This is a genomic window from Actinomadura chokoriensis (genome assembly GCF_041463665.1).
Taxonomy (GTDB): Bacteria; Actinomycetota; Actinomycetes; order Streptosporangiales; family Streptosporangiaceae; genus Spirillospora; species Spirillospora chokoriensis_A.
Genome location: NZ_JAXCEJ010000011.1, coordinates 159,185 through 175,864 on the forward strand (window position 1 = coordinate 159,185; position 16,680 = coordinate 175,864).

14 protein-coding genes are annotated in these 16,680 nt (G+C 71.3%); 6 read left to right on the plus strand and 8 right to left on the minus strand.

Annotated features, from left to right (window positions below; genetic code table 11):
- Positions 1-91 precede the first annotated feature (91 nt).
- Positions 92-931 carry an exodeoxyribonuclease III gene (locus SM418_RS19055; RefSeq protein ID WP_371942320.1) on the plus strand — a complete coding sequence of 280 codons (840 nt, stop codon included), beginning with the start codon at positions 92-94 and terminating at the stop codon, positions 929-931.
- Here SM418_RS19055 and SM418_RS19060 read toward each other — a convergent pair.
- The 7 genes from SM418_RS19060 to SM418_RS19090 all read right to left on the minus strand — a co-directional run bounded on the left by SM418_RS19060 (position 928) and on the right by SM418_RS19090 (position 7,574).
- Positions 928-1,509 (minus strand): methyltransferase domain-containing protein, encoded by a 582-nt coding sequence (locus SM418_RS19060; protein ID WP_371942319.1) that lies wholly within the window; start codon positions 1,507-1,509, stop codon positions 928-930. The two genes, SM418_RS19055 and SM418_RS19060, sit on opposite strands and share 4 nt — an antisense overlap.
- A gap of 9 nt (positions 1,510-1,518) precedes the next feature.
- Positions 1,519-2,274 (minus strand): class I SAM-dependent methyltransferase, encoded by a 756-nt coding sequence (locus SM418_RS19065; RefSeq protein ID WP_371942318.1) that lies wholly within the window; start codon positions 2,272-2,274, stop codon positions 1,519-1,521.
- A 38-nt stretch (positions 2,275-2,312) separates the two neighbouring features.
- The gene (locus SM418_RS19070) at positions 2,313-3,311 is read right to left on the minus strand and encodes a hypothetical protein (protein WP_371942317.1); all 999 of its coding nucleotides are present in this window, start codon (positions 3,309-3,311) and stop codon (positions 2,313-2,315) included.
- A 275-nt stretch (positions 3,312-3,586) separates the two neighbouring features.
- Positions 3,587-4,093, minus strand: coding sequence for an ATP-binding protein (locus SM418_RS19075; RefSeq protein ID WP_371942316.1), 507 nt, complete (start codon positions 4,091-4,093; stop codon positions 3,587-3,589).
- Between the two features lie 228 nt (positions 4,094-4,321).
- The gene (locus SM418_RS19080) at positions 4,322-5,125 is read right to left on the minus strand and encodes a methyltransferase domain-containing protein (protein WP_371942315.1); all 804 of its coding nucleotides are present in this window, start codon (positions 5,123-5,125) and stop codon (positions 4,322-4,324) included.
- 33 nt (positions 5,126-5,158) lie between these two features.
- The gene (locus SM418_RS19085) at positions 5,159-6,187 is read right to left on the minus strand and encodes a restriction endonuclease subunit S (protein ID WP_371942314.1); all 1,029 of its coding nucleotides are present in this window, start codon (positions 6,185-6,187) and stop codon (positions 5,159-5,161) included.
- Entirely contained in the window at positions 6,180-7,574 is a 1,395-nt protein-coding gene (locus tag SM418_RS19090) for a class I SAM-dependent DNA methyltransferase (protein WP_371942313.1), read from the minus strand. The genes SM418_RS19085 and SM418_RS19090 overlap by 8 nt, the downstream gene beginning before the upstream one ends.
- Before the next feature lie 89 nt (positions 7,575-7,663).
- Here SM418_RS19090 and SM418_RS19095 point away from each other — a divergent pair, with 89 nt between their 5' ends.
- From SM418_RS19095 to metH, 5 genes are all read left to right on the plus strand, one after another.
- Entirely contained in the window at positions 7,664-8,851 is a 1,188-nt protein-coding gene (locus SM418_RS19095) for a glycosyltransferase (RefSeq protein ID WP_371942312.1), read from the plus strand.
- On the plus strand, positions 8,848-9,957 hold the full coding sequence (locus SM418_RS19100; protein WP_371942311.1) for a cytochrome P450: 1,110 nt from the start codon (positions 8,848-8,850) through the stop codon (positions 9,955-9,957). The genes SM418_RS19095 and SM418_RS19100 overlap by 4 nt, the downstream gene beginning before the upstream one ends.
- A 198-nt stretch (positions 9,958-10,155) precedes the next feature.
- Positions 10,156-11,409, plus strand: coding sequence for a lipase family protein (locus SM418_RS19105; protein WP_371942310.1), 1,254 nt, complete (start codon positions 10,156-10,158; stop codon positions 11,407-11,409).
- A gap of 59 nt (positions 11,410-11,468) precedes the next feature.
- Entirely contained in the window at positions 11,469-11,843 is a 375-nt protein-coding gene (locus SM418_RS19110) for a DUF6221 family protein (protein ID WP_371942309.1), read from the plus strand.
- 333 nt (positions 11,844-12,176) lie between these two features.
- Positions 12,177-15,779 (plus strand): methionine synthase, encoded by a 3,603-nt coding sequence (metH, locus tag SM418_RS19115; RefSeq protein WP_371942308.1) that lies wholly within the window; start codon positions 12,177-12,179, stop codon positions 15,777-15,779.
- A 57-nt stretch (positions 15,780-15,836) separates the two neighbouring features.
- On the opposite strand, the gene SM418_RS19120 is transcribed toward metH, so the two are convergent.
- A complete protein-coding gene (locus tag SM418_RS19120) occupies positions 15,837-16,637 on the minus strand; it encodes a DUF2249 domain-containing protein (protein ID WP_371942307.1) in 801 nt (266 codons plus the stop codon).
- Between the last annotated feature and the right edge of the window lie 43 nt (positions 16,638-16,680).

Below are 16,680 nucleotides of genomic sequence, written 5' to 3' on the forward strand. Positions count from 1 at the left end.
TCGCGGTGCCGTCCGGAAGGGGACAGGAGAAGCCGTCAGGATAACCCTGCCGGCCGGGTGCCCCGGGCGCGCCGGATGGCAGGGTGGGGGAATGCGCCTCGCGACGTGGAACGTCAACTCGGTGAAGGCCCGGCTTCCGCGCCTTCTCTCCTGGCTGGACGAGACGAAGCCGGACGTGGTGTGCCTGCAGGAGACCAAATGCCGCGCGGACAAGTTCCCGTCCGACGACGTCGCGGAACTCGGCTACGACACCGCCGCGCACGGCGACGGCCGCTGGAACGGCGTGGCGGTTCTTTCCCGGGTCGGCATTGAGGACGTCTCGAACGGCTTCCCCGGCGAGCCCGCATACGAGGGCGAGACCGAGGCCGAGGCTGAGGGCAAGGGCGTCCAGGCCAAGCTCACCGAGCCCGTGCTGCTGGTGCCGGAGGCACGCGCCATCGGCGCCACCTGCGGCGGGATAAGGGTCTGGTCGCTCTACGCGCCGAACGGCCGCACCCCGGAGTCGGCCCACTATCTCTACAAGCTCGAATGGTTCGCGGCCCTGCGTGACGCGCTCACCGCCGAACTCTCCGCAGGGGTGCCTTTGGCGGCGACCGGCGACTACAACGTGGCCCCCACGGACGACGACGTCTGGGACCCGTCCGTGTTCATCGGCTCCACCCACGTCACGCCGCCCGAACGCCAGGCACTCGCCGAACTGCGCGACCTCGGCCTCAATGACATCGTCCCAACCCCGATGAAGGGCCCTCACCCCTACACCTACTGGGATTACCGTGCTGGGGCGTTCCATAAGAACCTGGGGATGCGCATCGACCTCGTCTACGGGAACGACGCCTTCGCCGAGCGGGTCCGTTCCGCCTACGTCGACAGGGAGGCCCGCAAGGGAAAGGGCCCGTCCGACCACGCCCCGGTGGTCGTCGACCTCGACTAGCGGCGGGCGAGGAGGCGGCGTTTGGCGGTGCGTGCGTCGTCGGTCTCGTCGAGGACGGTGAAGCCGTCCGGCAGGAGCGAGGCGGGCTCGCCGGGCGCGAGGCACCATCCGGCGGGCATCCCCGGACGGCTCCGGCGGGCGTCCTCGGTGAACGCCTCCCAGCCCAGCAGGCCGCCGGGCAGAACGGCGCCGACCGCGCGCCCGAAGACGGCGCGGTCCCAGAAACCGGTGCACAGGACGAGCGCGTACCCGGACGGCTCCGGCCGCCAGGCCCCGAGGTCGGCCTGGACGAGCGTGATCAGCGAGCCGAGGCCGCGCCTCCGCGCCTCCGCGCCGAGCCGGTCCAGGGCGAGCTCGGAGATGTCGACGGCCGTCACGCGGCGCCCGGCCTCGGCGGCCAGCAGGGCGCTGCCGGACGGACCGGACGCGAGGTCGAGCACCCCGCCGTCCGGCATCGGCAGCGACAGTGCCCGCTCCGCCAGAGGATGGACGGGCGACAGCCCGGGAGCGTCCCCGTACTTGGCGTTCCACCGGAGCCTGTCAGGATGCTCGGCCAGGCCGGGCGGCACGTCCTCCATGGGCGGACTCTAGCGGCGCTCCGCGACCAGCAGCATGAACAACGCCGTGGGGAAGCCCTTGCGCCACCACGGGTCGTCCCGGAGTTGCTGCTCCGTCGGATGCGGTTCGCGCAGGTCCGCGATGACGAACCCGGCGTCTCGGAGCGTTCCAGCGTAGTACTCCAGCGGCCGGAGCCAGCTCGTGATCAGCGAGGGGGACTCCAGGCCGTCCACCAGGAACCGCTGGTCGACGCCGCGCGAGACGAAGTACTGCGCCGCCGGGACGCTGTCCATCGCGCCCTGCTCGGAGTTCTCGACGTAGAAGCAGGGGTGCAGCGTCAGCAGGATCAGCCGGCCGCCGCTCTTCAGCACGCGCGCGAACTCGCCGATCGCGCGGGTCGGGTCGTGCAGGTGGCTGAACAGGTGGTTGCAGAGGACGATGTCGAACTGGTCGTCGTCCAGGGGGAGGTCTTCGACGCCGGCGCGGGTGAAGGTGGCCCCGGGCGACGGGACGGACGAGGCGGCTTCGATGAGGCCCTGCGCGGCGTCCACGCCGGTCACCTCCGCGCCCAGGGAGGCGAGCTTGCGGGACAGGTACCCTTCGCCGCATCCGGCGTCCAGGACGCGCAGGCCGGCGCACGGCCCGACGGCGTCGAGGACGGCGATGTCGGTCAGCTCGGTCCGGTACCGGTCGCGGCCCTCCCTGATGATCTTGACCCAGTACCGCGCGTTGGCCTCCCACCTTTCGCGGGTCAGATTCGTGATGGCTTGCGCCGCGTCCTCCACCGGCTCCCCATTTCTCAATGCGCCATGCCGCACCTGGCTCAGGCGATGCCCTTGAGGCGCCGAACCAGCGTGCCGCAGGTCTGTCTGGCCGTTCTGTCCCGGCAGTCGGCCCCGCGCAGTTCCAGCGCCTGGATCAGTTCGGTGACCCGGCCGCCGAAGGCGGGGTCGCGTTTCAGCGCCAGCGGAATGTACGTCGACACCAGGTAGTAGAGGTAGGCGTCGTTGTAGACCGCTATCTCGCGCAGCACCTCGGTGGCCGTGTTGCGCAGCGACAGGGAGCTCGGCAAGGTGAAGTCGCTGCTGATCCGGCCGTCTCTGGTGTAAGTCGGGAAAGCCCATTCCTCGAGTGCCGCGTACACGGGCGTGGCGTCCAGTTCCCTGCGATACCGCTCGGCGAGGTGGAAGTCGTCGGAGCTGATCAGGGAGCCCATCACCACGCCGCGCATCATGAACGCGCTCTGCCGTCCGGGCACCTCGAAGCCGAGGTCGGCCTCCAGCGTCCCGGTGACCTTGCTGACCTGGTGCGTCAGGATGTTGAGCGCCAGGATCGAGTGGAACGAGTAGCTCTTGCGGTTCAGCCGGGGGGCCAGCTCGACCGAGGCCTCGAAGAGTTTCCGCGGGTCCCGCAGGAGGCCGCGGCCGGACTCGGTGGAATAGATCGACTCGAGCGCGCGGTCCTGTTCGCGCCCCCAGAACCGGGCGATGAAGGAGGACGTCTTCTGCGTCGCCTGCCCCCGCACGATGAGCAGCGCCGCCTCCAGCGCGTTCAGCAGATGCTGCTGCGCCACGGTCGAGTTCTCCAGGGCGTCCAGGTCGACCGTGAGCCCTTCGCCGTGCAGGTCGCCGACGAGCCCGTCGCGCCTTTTCCGGACGGCGTGCGCCATCGTGTACTCGGCGATTCCCGGAACGGACGACATGAGGCTCTGCAGGGAACGCCCGCTGACCCGGTCGAGCCATTCGACGTTGTCCCAGAGCCGGAAGATCGTGCTTTCGTCGAGCCCGGAGAACGCCGCCACATCGGACATGTTCAAGCCCATGTCCCGGGTGATGTCGGAGAGAGACTTCGGCGCGCCGTCCGCTGTCATCACTCGCCCTCGGTGCGGCAATCGTCGACGTTTCGATCCTAGCGAAGCGTCCACCGCCGGGCGCGGAGGAATCAGAGATGTGTCGGTCCCGTCACCGTCGACGGAGAGCACCGCGGGGGCCATGGCGCCCCGTCATCCCGGGACGGCGCGCGGTGCGGCGGCGCGGTCCAGGAAGACCCCGTGCGCCTGGACGACCCGCGTCCGCACCGGCCACGCCGACTCCGGCGTCACGGCAGCCGCCACCCTTCCCGGACGCCGATCCCGAACCAGAACGTCGTCCCGTTCCTGCCCTGGTGGGCGCCGAAGTCGGTGGCGAGCGCCTTCAGCAGTGCGAGGCCGTGCCCGGGCAGGTGCTCGTCCACCGGCCGCTGCTGCCCGTTCGGGGGCCCGCCGTCGGTGACCTCGATCCGCACGTACCGGTCGAGGTGCAGGACGGACAGCGTGATCGTCCCGTCCGGCCGCAGCCCGGCGTGCAGGACCGCGCCGGTCATCGCCTCGCTGGTCAGCAGTTCGAGGTCGCCGAGTTCGGACCGGTCGGCGCCGAAGTGCTGCCCCACGAGTTCCCGGACGTAGGACCGGGCGAGCCGCACGGCCGGCGGCGTCGCGGCGAGGTCGATCTCTCCGATGAGCCGCCCGGACGACTTGCCGTTGTTCCAGGCGGACGGGATGCCGAGTTCGAGGGAAGGTTCCGGGACCAGGACGGCCCCTCCTGGCAACGCGTCTGTAGCGTCCATGGCGGCGGTGGTTTCACGTCTCCGTGTCGGGCTGTAAGCGAACATGTGTTCTCAGGCCAAGTCGAAGTCGGACGTGGAGTGAAACAACACAAACTCTGACGCAGCCGCACAGCTGAGTCACCGCCGCTTGCACGCACGCAAGCCACCCCTCGCATCCAGCCAACCATTACCGTCCGCACGCGAATGATCACGCGAACGTTCGGCCGATGTCCCGGTTCGTCCCTCCCTTTACGGTTCGTGGTCCCTGTCGTCTTCGGGGTCGGGGACGCGGCCCCAGGCGGAGATCAGCGGGGCCAAGGTGAGGTCGAGGCCGCCTTCGGCGATCGTCGCGAGAAGGTGATCGATCTCCCCGCCGGTGGCGTGACCGCCGGCGATGAGGCGGTCCCGGACCTGGAGGATGGTCGCGGTCTCCAGCACCCCGCACGCGGGAGAGGAGATCGGGGAGAACGCGTCGGCGCGAACGTCTTCCAGCCCCGCTTCGCGCAGCAGCCGGGGGAGCGTGCGGCCGTAGGCGAGGTCCGCGCCGCGCTCGGCGAGCAGCGTGCGGAAGCCCCGCCGGACGCTGTTGGCGAGACGCTCGTCGGGACCGCGCTCGTCGGGGCAGGCCAGCGGCTGCAACGCCGGGTCGGCGTCCTCGACGAGCAGGAACCCGCCGGGGCGCAGGCTCTCGACCATCGTCCGCAGCGCCGCGTCCCGGTCGGCCAGATGCACCAGGACCAGCCGCGCGTGGACGAGGTCGAACGGCCCCTCGGGCGGCTCGTCCCGCACGATGTCGTGCCGCCGGACGTCCACCGGCGCGTCGCCGAGCCACGACACGTCGATGTCCGTCGCCAGCACGCGACCGGCTTCGCCGACGCGTCCGGCCAGCCACGCCGGGACGGACGGCCCGCCCGCGCCGACCTCCCAGCACCGCCACCCGTCGCCGACCCCGATGTCGTCCATGTGGCGGAACGTCCACGAGTCGAACAGCTCCGAGATCGCCTCGAACCGTACCCCGGCCTCAACCTGCCGGTTGCTGAGCAGATACTCCATCCTCCCGATGATGGCCCGCGGCCGTGCTGGACGTCACGGGATCAGGTGGGGGAGGAGGGTGTCGCGGAGGGCGGTCAGGGTTCCGGTCTCGGCCGTCGCGGCCTCCACGCGGGCGGCCAGGGGGGCGACGAACGCGGTGAACCTCCGGGCTTCGGCGTCGCCGGGCCAGGGGACCTCGAAGGCGGCGATGTCGGCCCATCCGGCGCGCGGCATCCGGGTGCCGTCGCTGACGGCGGAGGCGTGGGCGATCATCTCGTCGCTCGCGAGGGCGGCGAGCAGCCAGCCGCGGTGGCCGGGGTCCTTCGGGCGGACGACGAGGATGTCGGTCGACGCGACGCCGTCCACGAAGGCCAGTCCGGCCTTGTGGAAGTAGGGGCGGAGCTTGCCGAAGAGGATGTCGCCGGACGAGAAGCGCCTCTTCGCGCTGGTGACGCCGGACGTGTCCGCCCATGTCGACAGCCACATGCGGCGTTTCGGCATGTGCTCCAGCGCGATGTAGTTCTCGTCCTCGATCCGGCCGGCCGGGACGGTGGAGCGGACGAGTTCGCCGAGGTCGCCGATCCGCGTCGAGGGACGGGACGCGAACGTCGCGTAACGGGCGCGGACCAGTTCGTCGGCGCAGGCGGCCATGCGGTCGTTCAGCGCGATCTTGTCGTCGAGCGCGGCCAGGACGGACGCCGCCGAATCCTGTTGCTCCCTGGTCAGGCGGGTGGTGGTGAGGCGGTTCAGGATCGCGTGGGTGAGGAGGGGCTGCCCGGACCCGATGCGGTACCGGTTCAGGGCGAGCCTTTTCAGCAGGTAGTAGATGTAGCGGGGGTTCGCTCCCTCTCTGGGGGTGGCGATGATGGCGTTGTCGGTGACCCAGCACGGTTCGGGGCTGTAATGGACGGCCCCGCAGTAGGTGCCCACGCGGCCGACAACGGTGCTGTGCGGGCCCGTGTTGAAATCGCGGGATGTGCCGATGACGCCGTTGGCTCCGTACGTCCGGTAGGCGGCGCCCTCGGCGGGGTGCGACTTCCCGTTCGAGAAATCGACGATCTCGCCGAGCGTCACGTCAGCCATCCAGGCGTCCCAGTTCCGCGCGGACGACATGGTCGAGGCGCGCCGACTCCTCGAAATGCGCGAAGAGTTCCTTGGTGAGGCGCTCGACCCTCGCGGTCGCGGGCTCGTCGCCGGTGTTCGCCCGGGCCGCGCCGACATAGCGGCCGGGCGTCAGGACGTGGTCATGGGCCCTGAGCTCCTCCAGGTCGGCCGAATGGCTGAACCCCGGGACGTCCGCGTGGCCTCCGCCGCGCCAGGAACGGTACGCGCCCGCGATCCGGGCGATGTCGTCCTCGGTGAGGACGCGCTCGGTGCGGTCGACCATCGTCCCCATGTCGCGGGCGTCGATGAGGAGCACCCGGCTCCGGTCCTGCGGAGTCCGGTCGAAGAACCAGAGGCACGCGGGAATGGGAGTGCTGCGGAAGAGCCGGTCCGGCAGCGCGATCACGCACGACACGAGGCCCGCCTCCACCAGCGCCGCGCGGATCACGCCCTCGCCCGACTGCCGGGACGACATCGAGCCGTTCGCCATCACCACGCCCGCGCGCCCACCCGGCCCGAGCTTGGAGATGATGTGCTGGATCCAGGCGAAATTGGCGTTGCCGGCCGGTGGCACGCCGTAGCGCCAGCGCGGGTCGCCGGCGTCGCGATACCAGTCCGACATGTTGAACGGGGGATTGGCGAGCACGTAGTCGGCCTGGAGGCCGGGGTGCGCGTCGTCGTGGAAGGTGTCCGAACGGCGGAGGTCGCCGGCGATCTCGTGGACGGCGAGGTTCATCTTGGCCAGCCGCCATGTCCGCTCGTTCGCCTCCTGCCCGTACACCGCGATGTCGTCCATCCGTCCCCGATGGCTCAGGACGAACTTCTCCGCCTGGACGAACATGCCGCCGGAACCGCAGCACGGGTCGTACACCCGCCCTTTGTAAGGTTCCAGAATCTCGACGAGCAGTCTCACCACGCAGGGCGGCGTGTAGAACTCGCCGCCGCGCTTTCCTTCGGCGCGGGCGAACTTCTCCAGGAAGTACTCGTAGACCTCGCCCAAGACGTCCCGCGCGGCCTTCCCGTCGAAACGGACCTCCCCGATCAGTGCGACGAGTTCGCCGAGCCGCCGCTCGTCGACCCCGCCGAAGATCTTCGGGAGCGCACCGCCGAGGGTGGGATCGGCCCGCATGATCGCGTCCATGCTCGCGTCGATCCGCTCGCCGAGGCCCCCGGACCCGCCGGTGAGGCCCCCGGACCCGCCGACGAGATCCGCCCAGCGCGCCCCGTCCGGGACGGCGAAGGCCCCCTCGCCGGACGAGTCGGACACGTACTTGAGGAACACCAGCCCGAGAACGAAGTCCTTGTACTGCGCCGCGTCGACCGCCCCCCGCAGTTTGTCGGCGGCCTTCCAGAGGACCTCGTCCATCCGCGTGACTTTAGCGTCCGACACGCTGCGCCGATGCGCCTGGTGGACGGGCCGCGCACCCCGGTGTCACGCTGCGAACCGTGGTGATCGTGGACGTTCTGGCCCTGGTGGCGCTGACCGGATGGCTGTACCTGGCCCTCGGCCACGGCGCCTTCTGGCGAACCGGTCCGGGCCTGCCGCCAGGGGACGACCCGCGCGAATGGCCGGAGGTCGCGGCCGTCATCCCGGCCCGCGACGAGGCGGCCGTCATCCCGGAAACCCTGCCGACGCTGCTCGCCCAGGAGTACCCGGGCGTCTTCCGTGTGGTCCTCGTCGACGACGGGAGCCGCGACGGCACCGCCGAGACGGCCGCCGGGCTCGCGGATCAGGTCGTGTCCGCGCGAGACCGTCCCGAAGGATGGGCGGGCAAGGTGTGGGCCATGTCGGAGGGCGTCCGAGCGGCGGGCGACCCCGACTTCTACCTCTTCACCGACGCCGACATCGCCTACGAGCCCGGCACCGTGGGACGACTCGTCCGGGAGGCCGTCGACGGCCCGCGCGACCTCGTCTCGCAGATGGCGACGCTGAGCGTCCGGACGCGCTGGGAACGGGTGATCGTGCCCGCCTTCGTGTACTTCTTCGCGCAGCTCTACCCGTTCCGCCGCGTCACCCGGGACGGGGCGCGCACCGCCGCGGCGGCCGGGGGCTGCATGCTCGTCCGCCGCGCCGCGCTCGAAAAGGCGGGCGGCCTCGACGGGATCCGCGGTGCGCTGATCGACGACGTGGCGCTGGGGCGCCTCATCAAGCGCGCCGGCGGGCGCTGCCGCCTCGACCTCAGCCGGGACGTGGTCAGCCGCCGCCCCTACCCCCGCCTCGCCGACCTGTGGACGATGATCGCCCGCAGCGCCTACCACCAGCTGCGCTACTCGCCGGCCCTGCTGGCGGGAACCGTCCTCGGCCTGCTCCTGCTGTACGCGGCGCCGCCCGCGGCGGCGCTCGCCGGCGGACTCACCGCTCGTCCCGTCCCCCTCGGCGCGGGCGCCCTCGCCTGGACGATCATGACGCTCACCTACGTGCCCATGCTCCGCTTCTACGGCCTGTCGCCCCTGCGGGCCGTCGCACTGCCCGCCGTCGCCCTCATGTACGCAGCGATGACGGTCGACTCCGCGCGCCGGCACCGCGCCGGCCGGGGCGGTGAATGGAAGGGCCGACTCGCGGCCGGACCCGGCCACGCCGACCGTCGGCGCGGGCGGCGGGTGTTACCTGTGCGGAGTGGGACCCAGAGGGAGGAACGATGACCGTCGAAGACGGACTGTCGGAGATCGCTTTCCCGAACGGCGTCACGATGCGCACCGCGCACCGCTATGACGACGTCCGGCAGATACTCGCCGACCCGCGGTTCAGCCGCGACCTGAGCCGGACGCGCGGCGGGCGGTTGGCCAGCGGCCAGGACATCAGCGACGACCCGCACCTGATCCTCAACATGGATCCGCCGGAGCACACCCGCATCCGCCGCATCGTCTCGGGCGCGTTCGCGCCGCGCCGGATAGCCCGGTGGAAGCCCCGCGTCATCGAGATCACCCGGGAGCTGGCCCGCGATCTGGCCGCCCACGGGCCGCCGGCCGACCTGGTCTCCGAGTTCGCGTTCGTGCTGCCGGTCCGGGTGATCTGCGAGCTGCTCGGCGTCCCCGAGGACGACCGCGAGCTCTACCGCCGCTGGGCCGACGCGACGCTGAGCACGTCCGAACTGAAGGCGGACGAGCGGGTGTCGGCGCAGCACGAGTTCCGCGACCATGTCGACGGCCTGCTCGCCGAGCGCCGCGCGAACCCGGGCGAGGCGCTCATCGACGACCTCGTCGCCGCTCGGGACGGCTCCGACGCGCTCACCGAGGAAGAACTGGTCAGCCTGGTGATCGCGCTGATCATCGCCGGCCACGAGACGACGGCGAACCTCATCGCGTCCAGCGTCTTCACCTTGCTCACCGAGGACCTCTACCGCGGCCTCGAGCCCACCGAGGGGGTGATCGAGGAGCTGCTGCGGCACGACACGCCCGCCGTGTACGGGCTTCCGCGGATGGCGGCGGAGGACGTCGACCTCCCGTCGGGCCGCATCGCGGAGGGGGAGCTGGTGCTGCCGCTCCTCGGCGAGGCGAACCGCGATCCCGGGGTGTTCCCCGAGCCCGACAAGTTCGACGCGACCCGCGACGGCCCGGCGCATATCGCGTTCGGGCTGGGCGCGCACTTCTGCCTCGGCGCGAGGCTCGCCCGCCTGGAGGCCGAGGCGGCGCTGACCGTCCTGCTCGCGGAGTTCCCCGGCCTCGCTCTCGCGGTCCCGGCGCAGGACGTCCCGTGGCGTGAGACGAGCCTGGTCAGGGGGCCGACGCGGCTCCCCGTCCGCTGGTAGCGGCCGTTTCGCGCTACCTCTTCGCCAGCCTCTTCGCCAGACCCCTTCGTCCGGCCGGCCGGTCAGGCCGGTTTGTCAGGCGCCTACAAAACCCGCACGGCCGATGCGTCTCCAACCGCATTGGAGTAAGTGTCCAATTACGTTACGGTCGGGTGGCCGTCACGCCGACGGCAGGGCGACGACGAAGGGTTACCCGCCATGTCCATCACCGTCCGCCGGGTGCTGCGCACCGTGGTGGCGTCCTGTCTCGCGGCCGCCATGACGGCGGCCGCCCTGCAGGGCGCCGCCGCAGCGGCGCCGCAGGACACCACCACCCCGGCTCAGGACCCGTTCTACACACCGCCCGCGCCGCTCCCCGCGGGCCAGCCCGGCGATGTCATCCGGTCGCGGTCGGCCGTGTTCACCGTGGACCCGATCAACCATTCGCCGTACGAGGGCGTCAAGTCCTGGCAGGTCCTCTACCGCTCGGAGACGGTGCAGGGTCAGCCGACCGCCGTGTCCGGCACGGTCCTCGTCCCGACCAAGGCGTGGACGGGCCAGGGCAAGCGCCCGCTCGTCTCCTACGCCGTCGGGACGCGCGGCCTCGGCGACGCGTGCGCCCCGTCCTACACCCTCACCCAGGGCATGGACTACGAGGAGTTCTTCATCGCGGACGCGCTCAGCCGCGGCTGGGCCGTCGCTGTCACCGACATGGAGGGCCTCGGCACGCCGGGCCAGCACACCTACGAAGTGGGCGGCTCGCAGGGCAAGGCCGTGCTGAACATGGCGCGGGCCGCGCAGCGCCTTCCGGAGGCGGGTCTCGGCGGCGCGCCCGTCGGCCTCTGGGGCTACTCCCAGGGCGGGACGTCCACGGGCTGGGCCGCGGAACTGGCGAAGACCTACGCCCCCGAGCTCGACCTCAAGGGCGTCTACGCGGGCGGCGTCCCGGCGGACCTGCTCGCCGTCGCCAAGAACCTGGACGGCTCCGCGTTCGTCGGGCTGATGTTCATGGCGGCCGTCGGCTACGACGCCGCCTACTCCGAGCTGGACCTGGAGAAGTACCTCAACGACAGGGGCCGCGAGCTGCTGCAGAAGGCCGAGAGCCTCTGCCTGGTCAGCGTCGACGGCATCTCCACGCTGGCCGGGACGTTCTTCAAGAAGATCAGCGACTACACCACCAGCAACCCGCTGGACACGCCCGAGTGGCAGCAGCGGTTGAACGCCAACAAGCTCGGCTCGACCGCCCCGTCCGTCCCGGTGTTCCAGGCGCACGCCGTCTATGACGAGATGGTCGCCTTCGGGCAGGCCGACACGCTGCACAAGGCGTGGTGCGCGAAGGGCGCGAACCTGACCTGGAAGACCTACACGCTCGCCGAGCACGCCACCGGCATGCTCTGGAGCGAGCCGGATGCGATGGCCTTCCTCTCCGACCGGTTCGCCGGCAAGCCGGTCACCGGCAACTGCGCCGCCTGATCCCGGACGCCGGGACTCTCCAGGGGCCATCCCGCTCTCGCAGAGGGCAGGATGGCCCCATGGACTTGGTGGAGTTCCTCCGCGCCCGGCTGGCCCGGGACGAGCAGATCGCCCGCGACTGCGCGTCCGCCCCCTGGAGGGCCACCGCCGCCGGGACGATCAACATCGACACGGACGGCCCCGCCCACGTCGCGAAGGCGGAGAACGACGCCCACGCCGAGCACATCGCCCGCCACGACCCGGCCCGGACGCTCGCCGAGGCGGCCGCCCTGCGCCAGATCGTCGACGACTACGAGAAGCACGCCTGGATCCTCGACCAGGGCCACCGGACGCCTGAACTCGAAGCGGCCCAGAACGTCCGCGAATCGGTCCTGCGCCTCCTCGCCCTCCCGTACGCCGCGCACCCCGCCTACCAGGAGGAATGGCGGCCCTGACGGTCGCCGACCGGCGCCGAATGCGGCCGGATCCGGTCACTCCGGCATGCCCCGCCCCGATGCGCCGGAAGACCGGGTCGGACGGACGGCCCGCTCGACCGGAAATCCCCCGCCGAACAGGGTGGCAGCGGCTCCGGCCGACCGGTCCTGCCCGCGTCGCCGCATCCTGCCCGCATCGTGGGACGCGCCTGACACAGCCGATCTCGGGAAGGTAACCTCGATTGCGGGTCCGAGAGGCGCTGCAACGGGCGAGAGCCCGCCACGCTCGGCCCCCGAAGACATCGAACTCCGCAAGGGCGCCTCCCACGTGAACTGGGAGGTGCTCGAAAAACCATGACCCACACCAATCTGCGCGAGCTTCTGGAGCAGCGCATCGCGGTGCTGGACGGCGCCTGGGGGACGATGCTCCAGGGCGCGGGGCTCACGCCGGGCGACTACCGCGGCGACCGCATCGGCGACGACCATCCGAAGGACGTCGCCGGCGACCCCGACCTGCTGAACCTGACCCGCCCGGACGTGATCCTCGACGTCCACCGGCAGTACCTCGACGCCGGCGCCGACATCACCACGACCAACACGTTCACCGCGACCAGCATCGGGCAGGCCGACTACGGCCTCGAGGGTCTCGTGCACGAGATGAACGTGCAGGCCGCCCGTCTCGCCCGCCAGGCGGCCGACGAGTACGGGGGACGGTTCGTCGCCGGCTCCGTCGGGCCGCTCAACGTGACCCTGTCGCTGTCCCCCCGCGTCGAGGACCCGGCCTACCGCGCCGTCACGTTCGACCAGGTCAAGGCTTCCTACGCCGAGCAGATGGCGGGCCTCGCCGAGGGCGGCGTCGACCTGCTGCTGATCGAGACGATCTTCGACACGCTGAACGCGAAGGCCGCGATCGCCGCCGCCCGGGAGGTCGCCCCCGAACTGCCGCTGTGGATCTCGGTGGCGATCGTCGACCTGAGCGGGCGGACGCTGTCCGGGCAGACCGTCGAGGCGTTCTGGCGGTCGATCGAGCACGCCGATCCGCTGGTCGTCGGGGTGAACTGCTCCCTCGGCGCGGTGGAGATGCGCCCCCACGTGGAGGATCTGGCCCGGCTCGCCGGCACCTACACCGCCTGCCACCCGAACGCCGGCCTGCCGAACGCGTTCGGCGGCTACGACGAGACCCCCGAGGAGACCGGCGGGCACCTGCACGACTTCGCCGAGTCCGGCCTGGTGAACCTGGTCGGCGGCTGCTGCGGGACGAGCCCGGCCCACATCGCGAAGATCGCCGAGGCGGTGCGCGGGATGGCGCCCCGCGAGGTCGCGAAGCCCGCCAGGGCCAGCCGGTTCAGCGGCCTGGAGCCGTTCGAGATCGGCGCCGACACCGGCTTCGTCATGATCGGCGAGCGGACGAACGTCACCGGCTCCAAGCGGTTCCGCAAGCTCATCGAGGCGGGCGACCACCAGGCCGCGGTGGACGTGGCGCTGGAGCAGGTGCGCGGCGGCGCGAACCTCCTCGACGTCAACATGGACGCCGACCTGCTCGACAGCGAGCGGGAGATGACCACGTTCCTGAACCTGATCGCGACCGAGCCCGAGGCGGCCCGCATCCCGATCATGGTGGACAGCTCGCGGTGGAGCGTGCTGGAGGCCGGGCTCAAGACCGTCCAGGGCAAGGGCGTCGTCAACTCGATCAGCCTCAAGGAGGGCGAGGAGCCCTTCCTCGAACAGGCCCGCCGCATCCGCGACTTCGGCGCGGGCGTGGTCGTGATGGCGTTCGACGAGAGGGGCCAGGCCGACACGGTCGAGCGCAAGGTCGAGATCTGCGGGCGCGCCTACGACCTGCTCACGCAGAAGGTCGGCTTCCCCGCCGAGGACATCGTGTTCGACCCGAACGTCCTCGCCGTCGCGACCGGCATCGCCGAGCACAACGGGTACGCGAAGGCGTTCATCGACGCGCTGCCGCTCATCAAGGAGCGCTGCCCCGGCGCGCGCACCAGCGGCGGCATCTCCAACCTGTCGTTCTCGTTCCGCGGCAACGAGGTCGTCCGCGAGGCGATGCACTCCTCGTTCCTGCTCCACGCCGTCCGCAACGGGCTCGACATGGGCATCGTCAACGCCGGGCAGCTCGCCGTCTACGAGGACATCCCCGCCGACCTGCTCGAACTCGTCGAGGACGTCCTGTTCGACCGCCGCGAGGACGCCACCGACCGGCTCGTGTCGTTCGCCGAGAACGTCAAGGGCAAGGGCACCGTCCGCGAGGTCGACCTCTCCTGGCGGGACGCGCCGGTCGCGCAACGCCTGTCGCACGCCCTCGTCCACGGCATCGTCGACTTCATCGAGGAGGACACCGAGGAGGCCCGGCGGCAGGCCGCCCGTCCGCTCGACGTCATCGAGGGCCCGCTGATGGACGGCATGAAGATCGTCGGCGACCTGTTCGGGTCCGGCAAGATGTTCCTGCCGCAGGTGGTGAAGAGCGCCCGCGCGATGAAGCGCTCCGTCGCCTACCTGGAGCCCTTCATGGAGAAGGAGAAGGAGGAGGCCCTCCGCGCCGGCCGCGTCGAGCGGGACCGCGGCCAGGGCAAGATCGTCCTCGCGACGGTGAAGGGCGACGTCCACGACATCGGCAAGAACATCGTCGGGGTCGTCCTCGGGTGCAACAACTACGACGTGGTGGACCTCGGCGTGATGGTCCCCGCCGCCAGGATCCTCGACACGGCGATCGAGGAGAACGCCGACGCCATCGGACTCTCCGGCCTGATCACCCCGTCCCTGGACGAGATGGTCTCCGTGGCCGCAGAGATGGAACGCCGCGGCATGCGGCTGCCGCTGCTGATCGGCGGCGCGACCACCTCCCGCCAGCACACCGCCGTGAAGATCGCTCCCGCCTACGACGCGACGACCGTGCACGTGCTGGACGCCTCCCGCGTCGTCGGCGTCGTCTCCGACCTCCTCGACGAGGACCGCGCCGCCGCCCTCGCCGCCGCGAACCGCGAGGAGCAGGCCCGCCTCCGCGAACTGCACGAGACGAAGCAGCGCCGCCCCCTGCTCACCCTGGCCAAGGCGCGCGAGAACCGCGAGCGGGTCGACTTCACCGACCTGCCGACGCCCGCCTTCACCGGCGCCCGGGTCGTCCGCCCGGGCATCGCCGCGCTCCGCGAGATGATCGACTGGCAGTTCTTCTTCCTGGCCTGGGAGCTGAAGGGCAAGTACCCGGCGATCCTCGACCAGCCCGTCGCGCGCGAGCTGTTCGACGAGGGCAACGAGCTGCTCGACCAGATCATCGCGGACGGCTCGTTCGAGGCGTCCGGCGCCTACGCGTTCTGGCCCGCCCACTCCGAGGGCGACGACATCGTCCTGCCCGACGTCCGGTTCCCGATGCTGCGGCAGCAGACCGCCAAGCCGGAGGGACGCCCGAACCGGTGCCTCGCCGACTACATCGCCCCGTCCGGCGACCACCTCGGCGGCTTCGCCGTGACGATCCTCGGCGCCGAGGACCTCGCCGCGAAGTTCGAGGAGCAGAAGGACGACTACAAGGCCATCATGGTCAAGGCCCTCGCCGACCGGCTCGCCGAGGCGTTCGCCGAGTACATCCACCTGGAGGCCCGCCGCGCCTGGTTCGAGCCCGGCGCCGAGCCCGCCCTGGAGGACCTGCACGCCGAGCGCTTCCGCGGCATCCGGCCCGCGCTCGGCTACCCGGCGAGCCCCGACCACAGCCTGAAGCGGACCCTCTTCGACCTGCTGGACGCAGGCCGCCTCGGCATGAAGCTCACCGAGTCGTTCGCCATGGCGCCCGCCGCCAGCGTCAGCGGCCTGATCTTCGCCCACCCGGCGTCCCGCTACTTCACGGTCGGCCGCGTCGGGAGGGACCAGATCGAGGACTACGCCGCCCGCTGCGGCCTGCCGGTGGCCGAGGTCGAGCGCTGGCTCGCCCCCAACCTCGCCTACGACCCCCAGTAAGCGGCGAACGCCTGACGGCCGCCGCGCCGCGGCCGTCAGGCGTGCCCGCGGGGAGGATCAGGGGCGTCCGATGCGGACGCGCCAGACCTCCGGGCCCGCCTCCTCGTAGTCCCAGGTGAACTCGCCGGGGTACTGGGAGGCGAACTGGTAGGAGAGCGGCTTCGGGTCGTGGTCGTTGACGAGGACGAACGCCGTCCCCGCCGCCAGGGCCTCGAACGTCGCGAAGATCCGCTGGTGCCGCTGCCCGTGGGCGAGCACCCGCACGTCGAGTTCGCCGTCCGCGACCTCGGCGGTCGCGCCCGGGATGCCGGGGTGGGCGTCGTGCCCGCCGCAGGTGCAGTGGTGGCCGTCGTCGCCGGCCGGCCCCTCGGCACCGCGCTCCGTCGCCCGCTCGCCGAGGATCTCGTGCATGCCGTCCAGCAGCGCGCCGAGGTTCACGCCCGCGTCCACGAGCGCGGGCAGGATCAGGTCGTTCTCCTTCGCCAGGTGCGACTGGAACAGGGCGTTGACCGCGCTCGCCGCGCCGACCGCCTCCGCCGGCGTCCGGGCCGCCGCCAGCTCCGCCACCTTCTCCCGCAGGGCGGTGTGCTCGCCCAGCATCGCGCGCAGCAGCAGGCGCGCCTCCGGCAGGTCCTCGGCCGCCTTGTAGAGGGTCCGCTCCTCGGCCTCGGCGTGGGGAATGATCTCGTCCGCGCAGAACGCGACGAGCCTGTCGCGCCGGTGGTAGGGGGCGGTGAGCTGGTCGGCGGCGCGGGCGATGGTGAGCGCGTGGTCGGCCATGGTCCGGCCGAGGCGCTCGTGGTGGTCGAGGATGGCCCGCACCGTCTCCTGCTGCGGGCTCGCGGTCGATGTGGTCATGAGCACTCCTCGGTGCCGGACTGTTTTTAACAACACTACTTGT

Coding starts and splice junctions, on each gene's coding strand:
- SM418_RS19055 (WP_371942320.1), top strand. CDS start 92: ATGCGCCTCGCGACGTGGAACGTCAACTCGGTGAAGGCCCGGCTTCCG.
- SM418_RS19060 (WP_371942319.1), bottom strand. CDS start 1,509: ATGGAGGACGTGCCGCCCGGCCTGGCCGAGCATCCTGACAGGCTCCGG.
- SM418_RS19070 (WP_371942317.1), bottom strand. CDS start 3,311: ATGGGCTTGAACATGTCCGATGTGGCGGCGTTCTCCGGGCTCGACGAA.
- SM418_RS19075 (WP_371942316.1), bottom strand. CDS start 4,093: ATGGACGCTACAGACGCGTTGCCAGGAGGGGCCGTCCTGGTCCCGGAA.
- SM418_RS19080 (WP_371942315.1), bottom strand. CDS start 5,125: ATGGAGTATCTGCTCAGCAACCGGCAGGTTGAGGCCGGGGTACGGTTC.
- SM418_RS19085 (WP_371942314.1), bottom strand. CDS start 6,187: ATGGCTGACGTGACGCTCGGCGAGATCGTCGATTTCTCGAACGGGAAG.
- SM418_RS19090 (WP_371942313.1), bottom strand. CDS start 7,574: ATGGACGAGGTCCTCTGGAAGGCCGCCGACAAACTGCGGGGGGCGGTC.
- SM418_RS19100 (WP_371942311.1), top strand. CDS start 8,848: ATGACCGTCGAAGACGGACTGTCGGAGATCGCTTTCCCGAACGGCGTC.
- SM418_RS19105 (WP_371942310.1), top strand. CDS start 10,156: ATGTCCATCACCGTCCGCCGGGTGCTGCGCACCGTGGTGGCGTCCTGT.
- SM418_RS19110 (WP_371942309.1), top strand. CDS start 11,469: ATGGACTTGGTGGAGTTCCTCCGCGCCCGGCTGGCCCGGGACGAGCAG.
- metH (WP_371942308.1), top strand. CDS start 12,177: ATGACCCACACCAATCTGCGCGAGCTTCTGGAGCAGCGCATCGCGGTG.
- SM418_RS19120 (WP_371942307.1), bottom strand. CDS start 16,637: ATGACCACATCGACCGCGAGCCCGCAGCAGGAGACGGTGCGGGCCATC.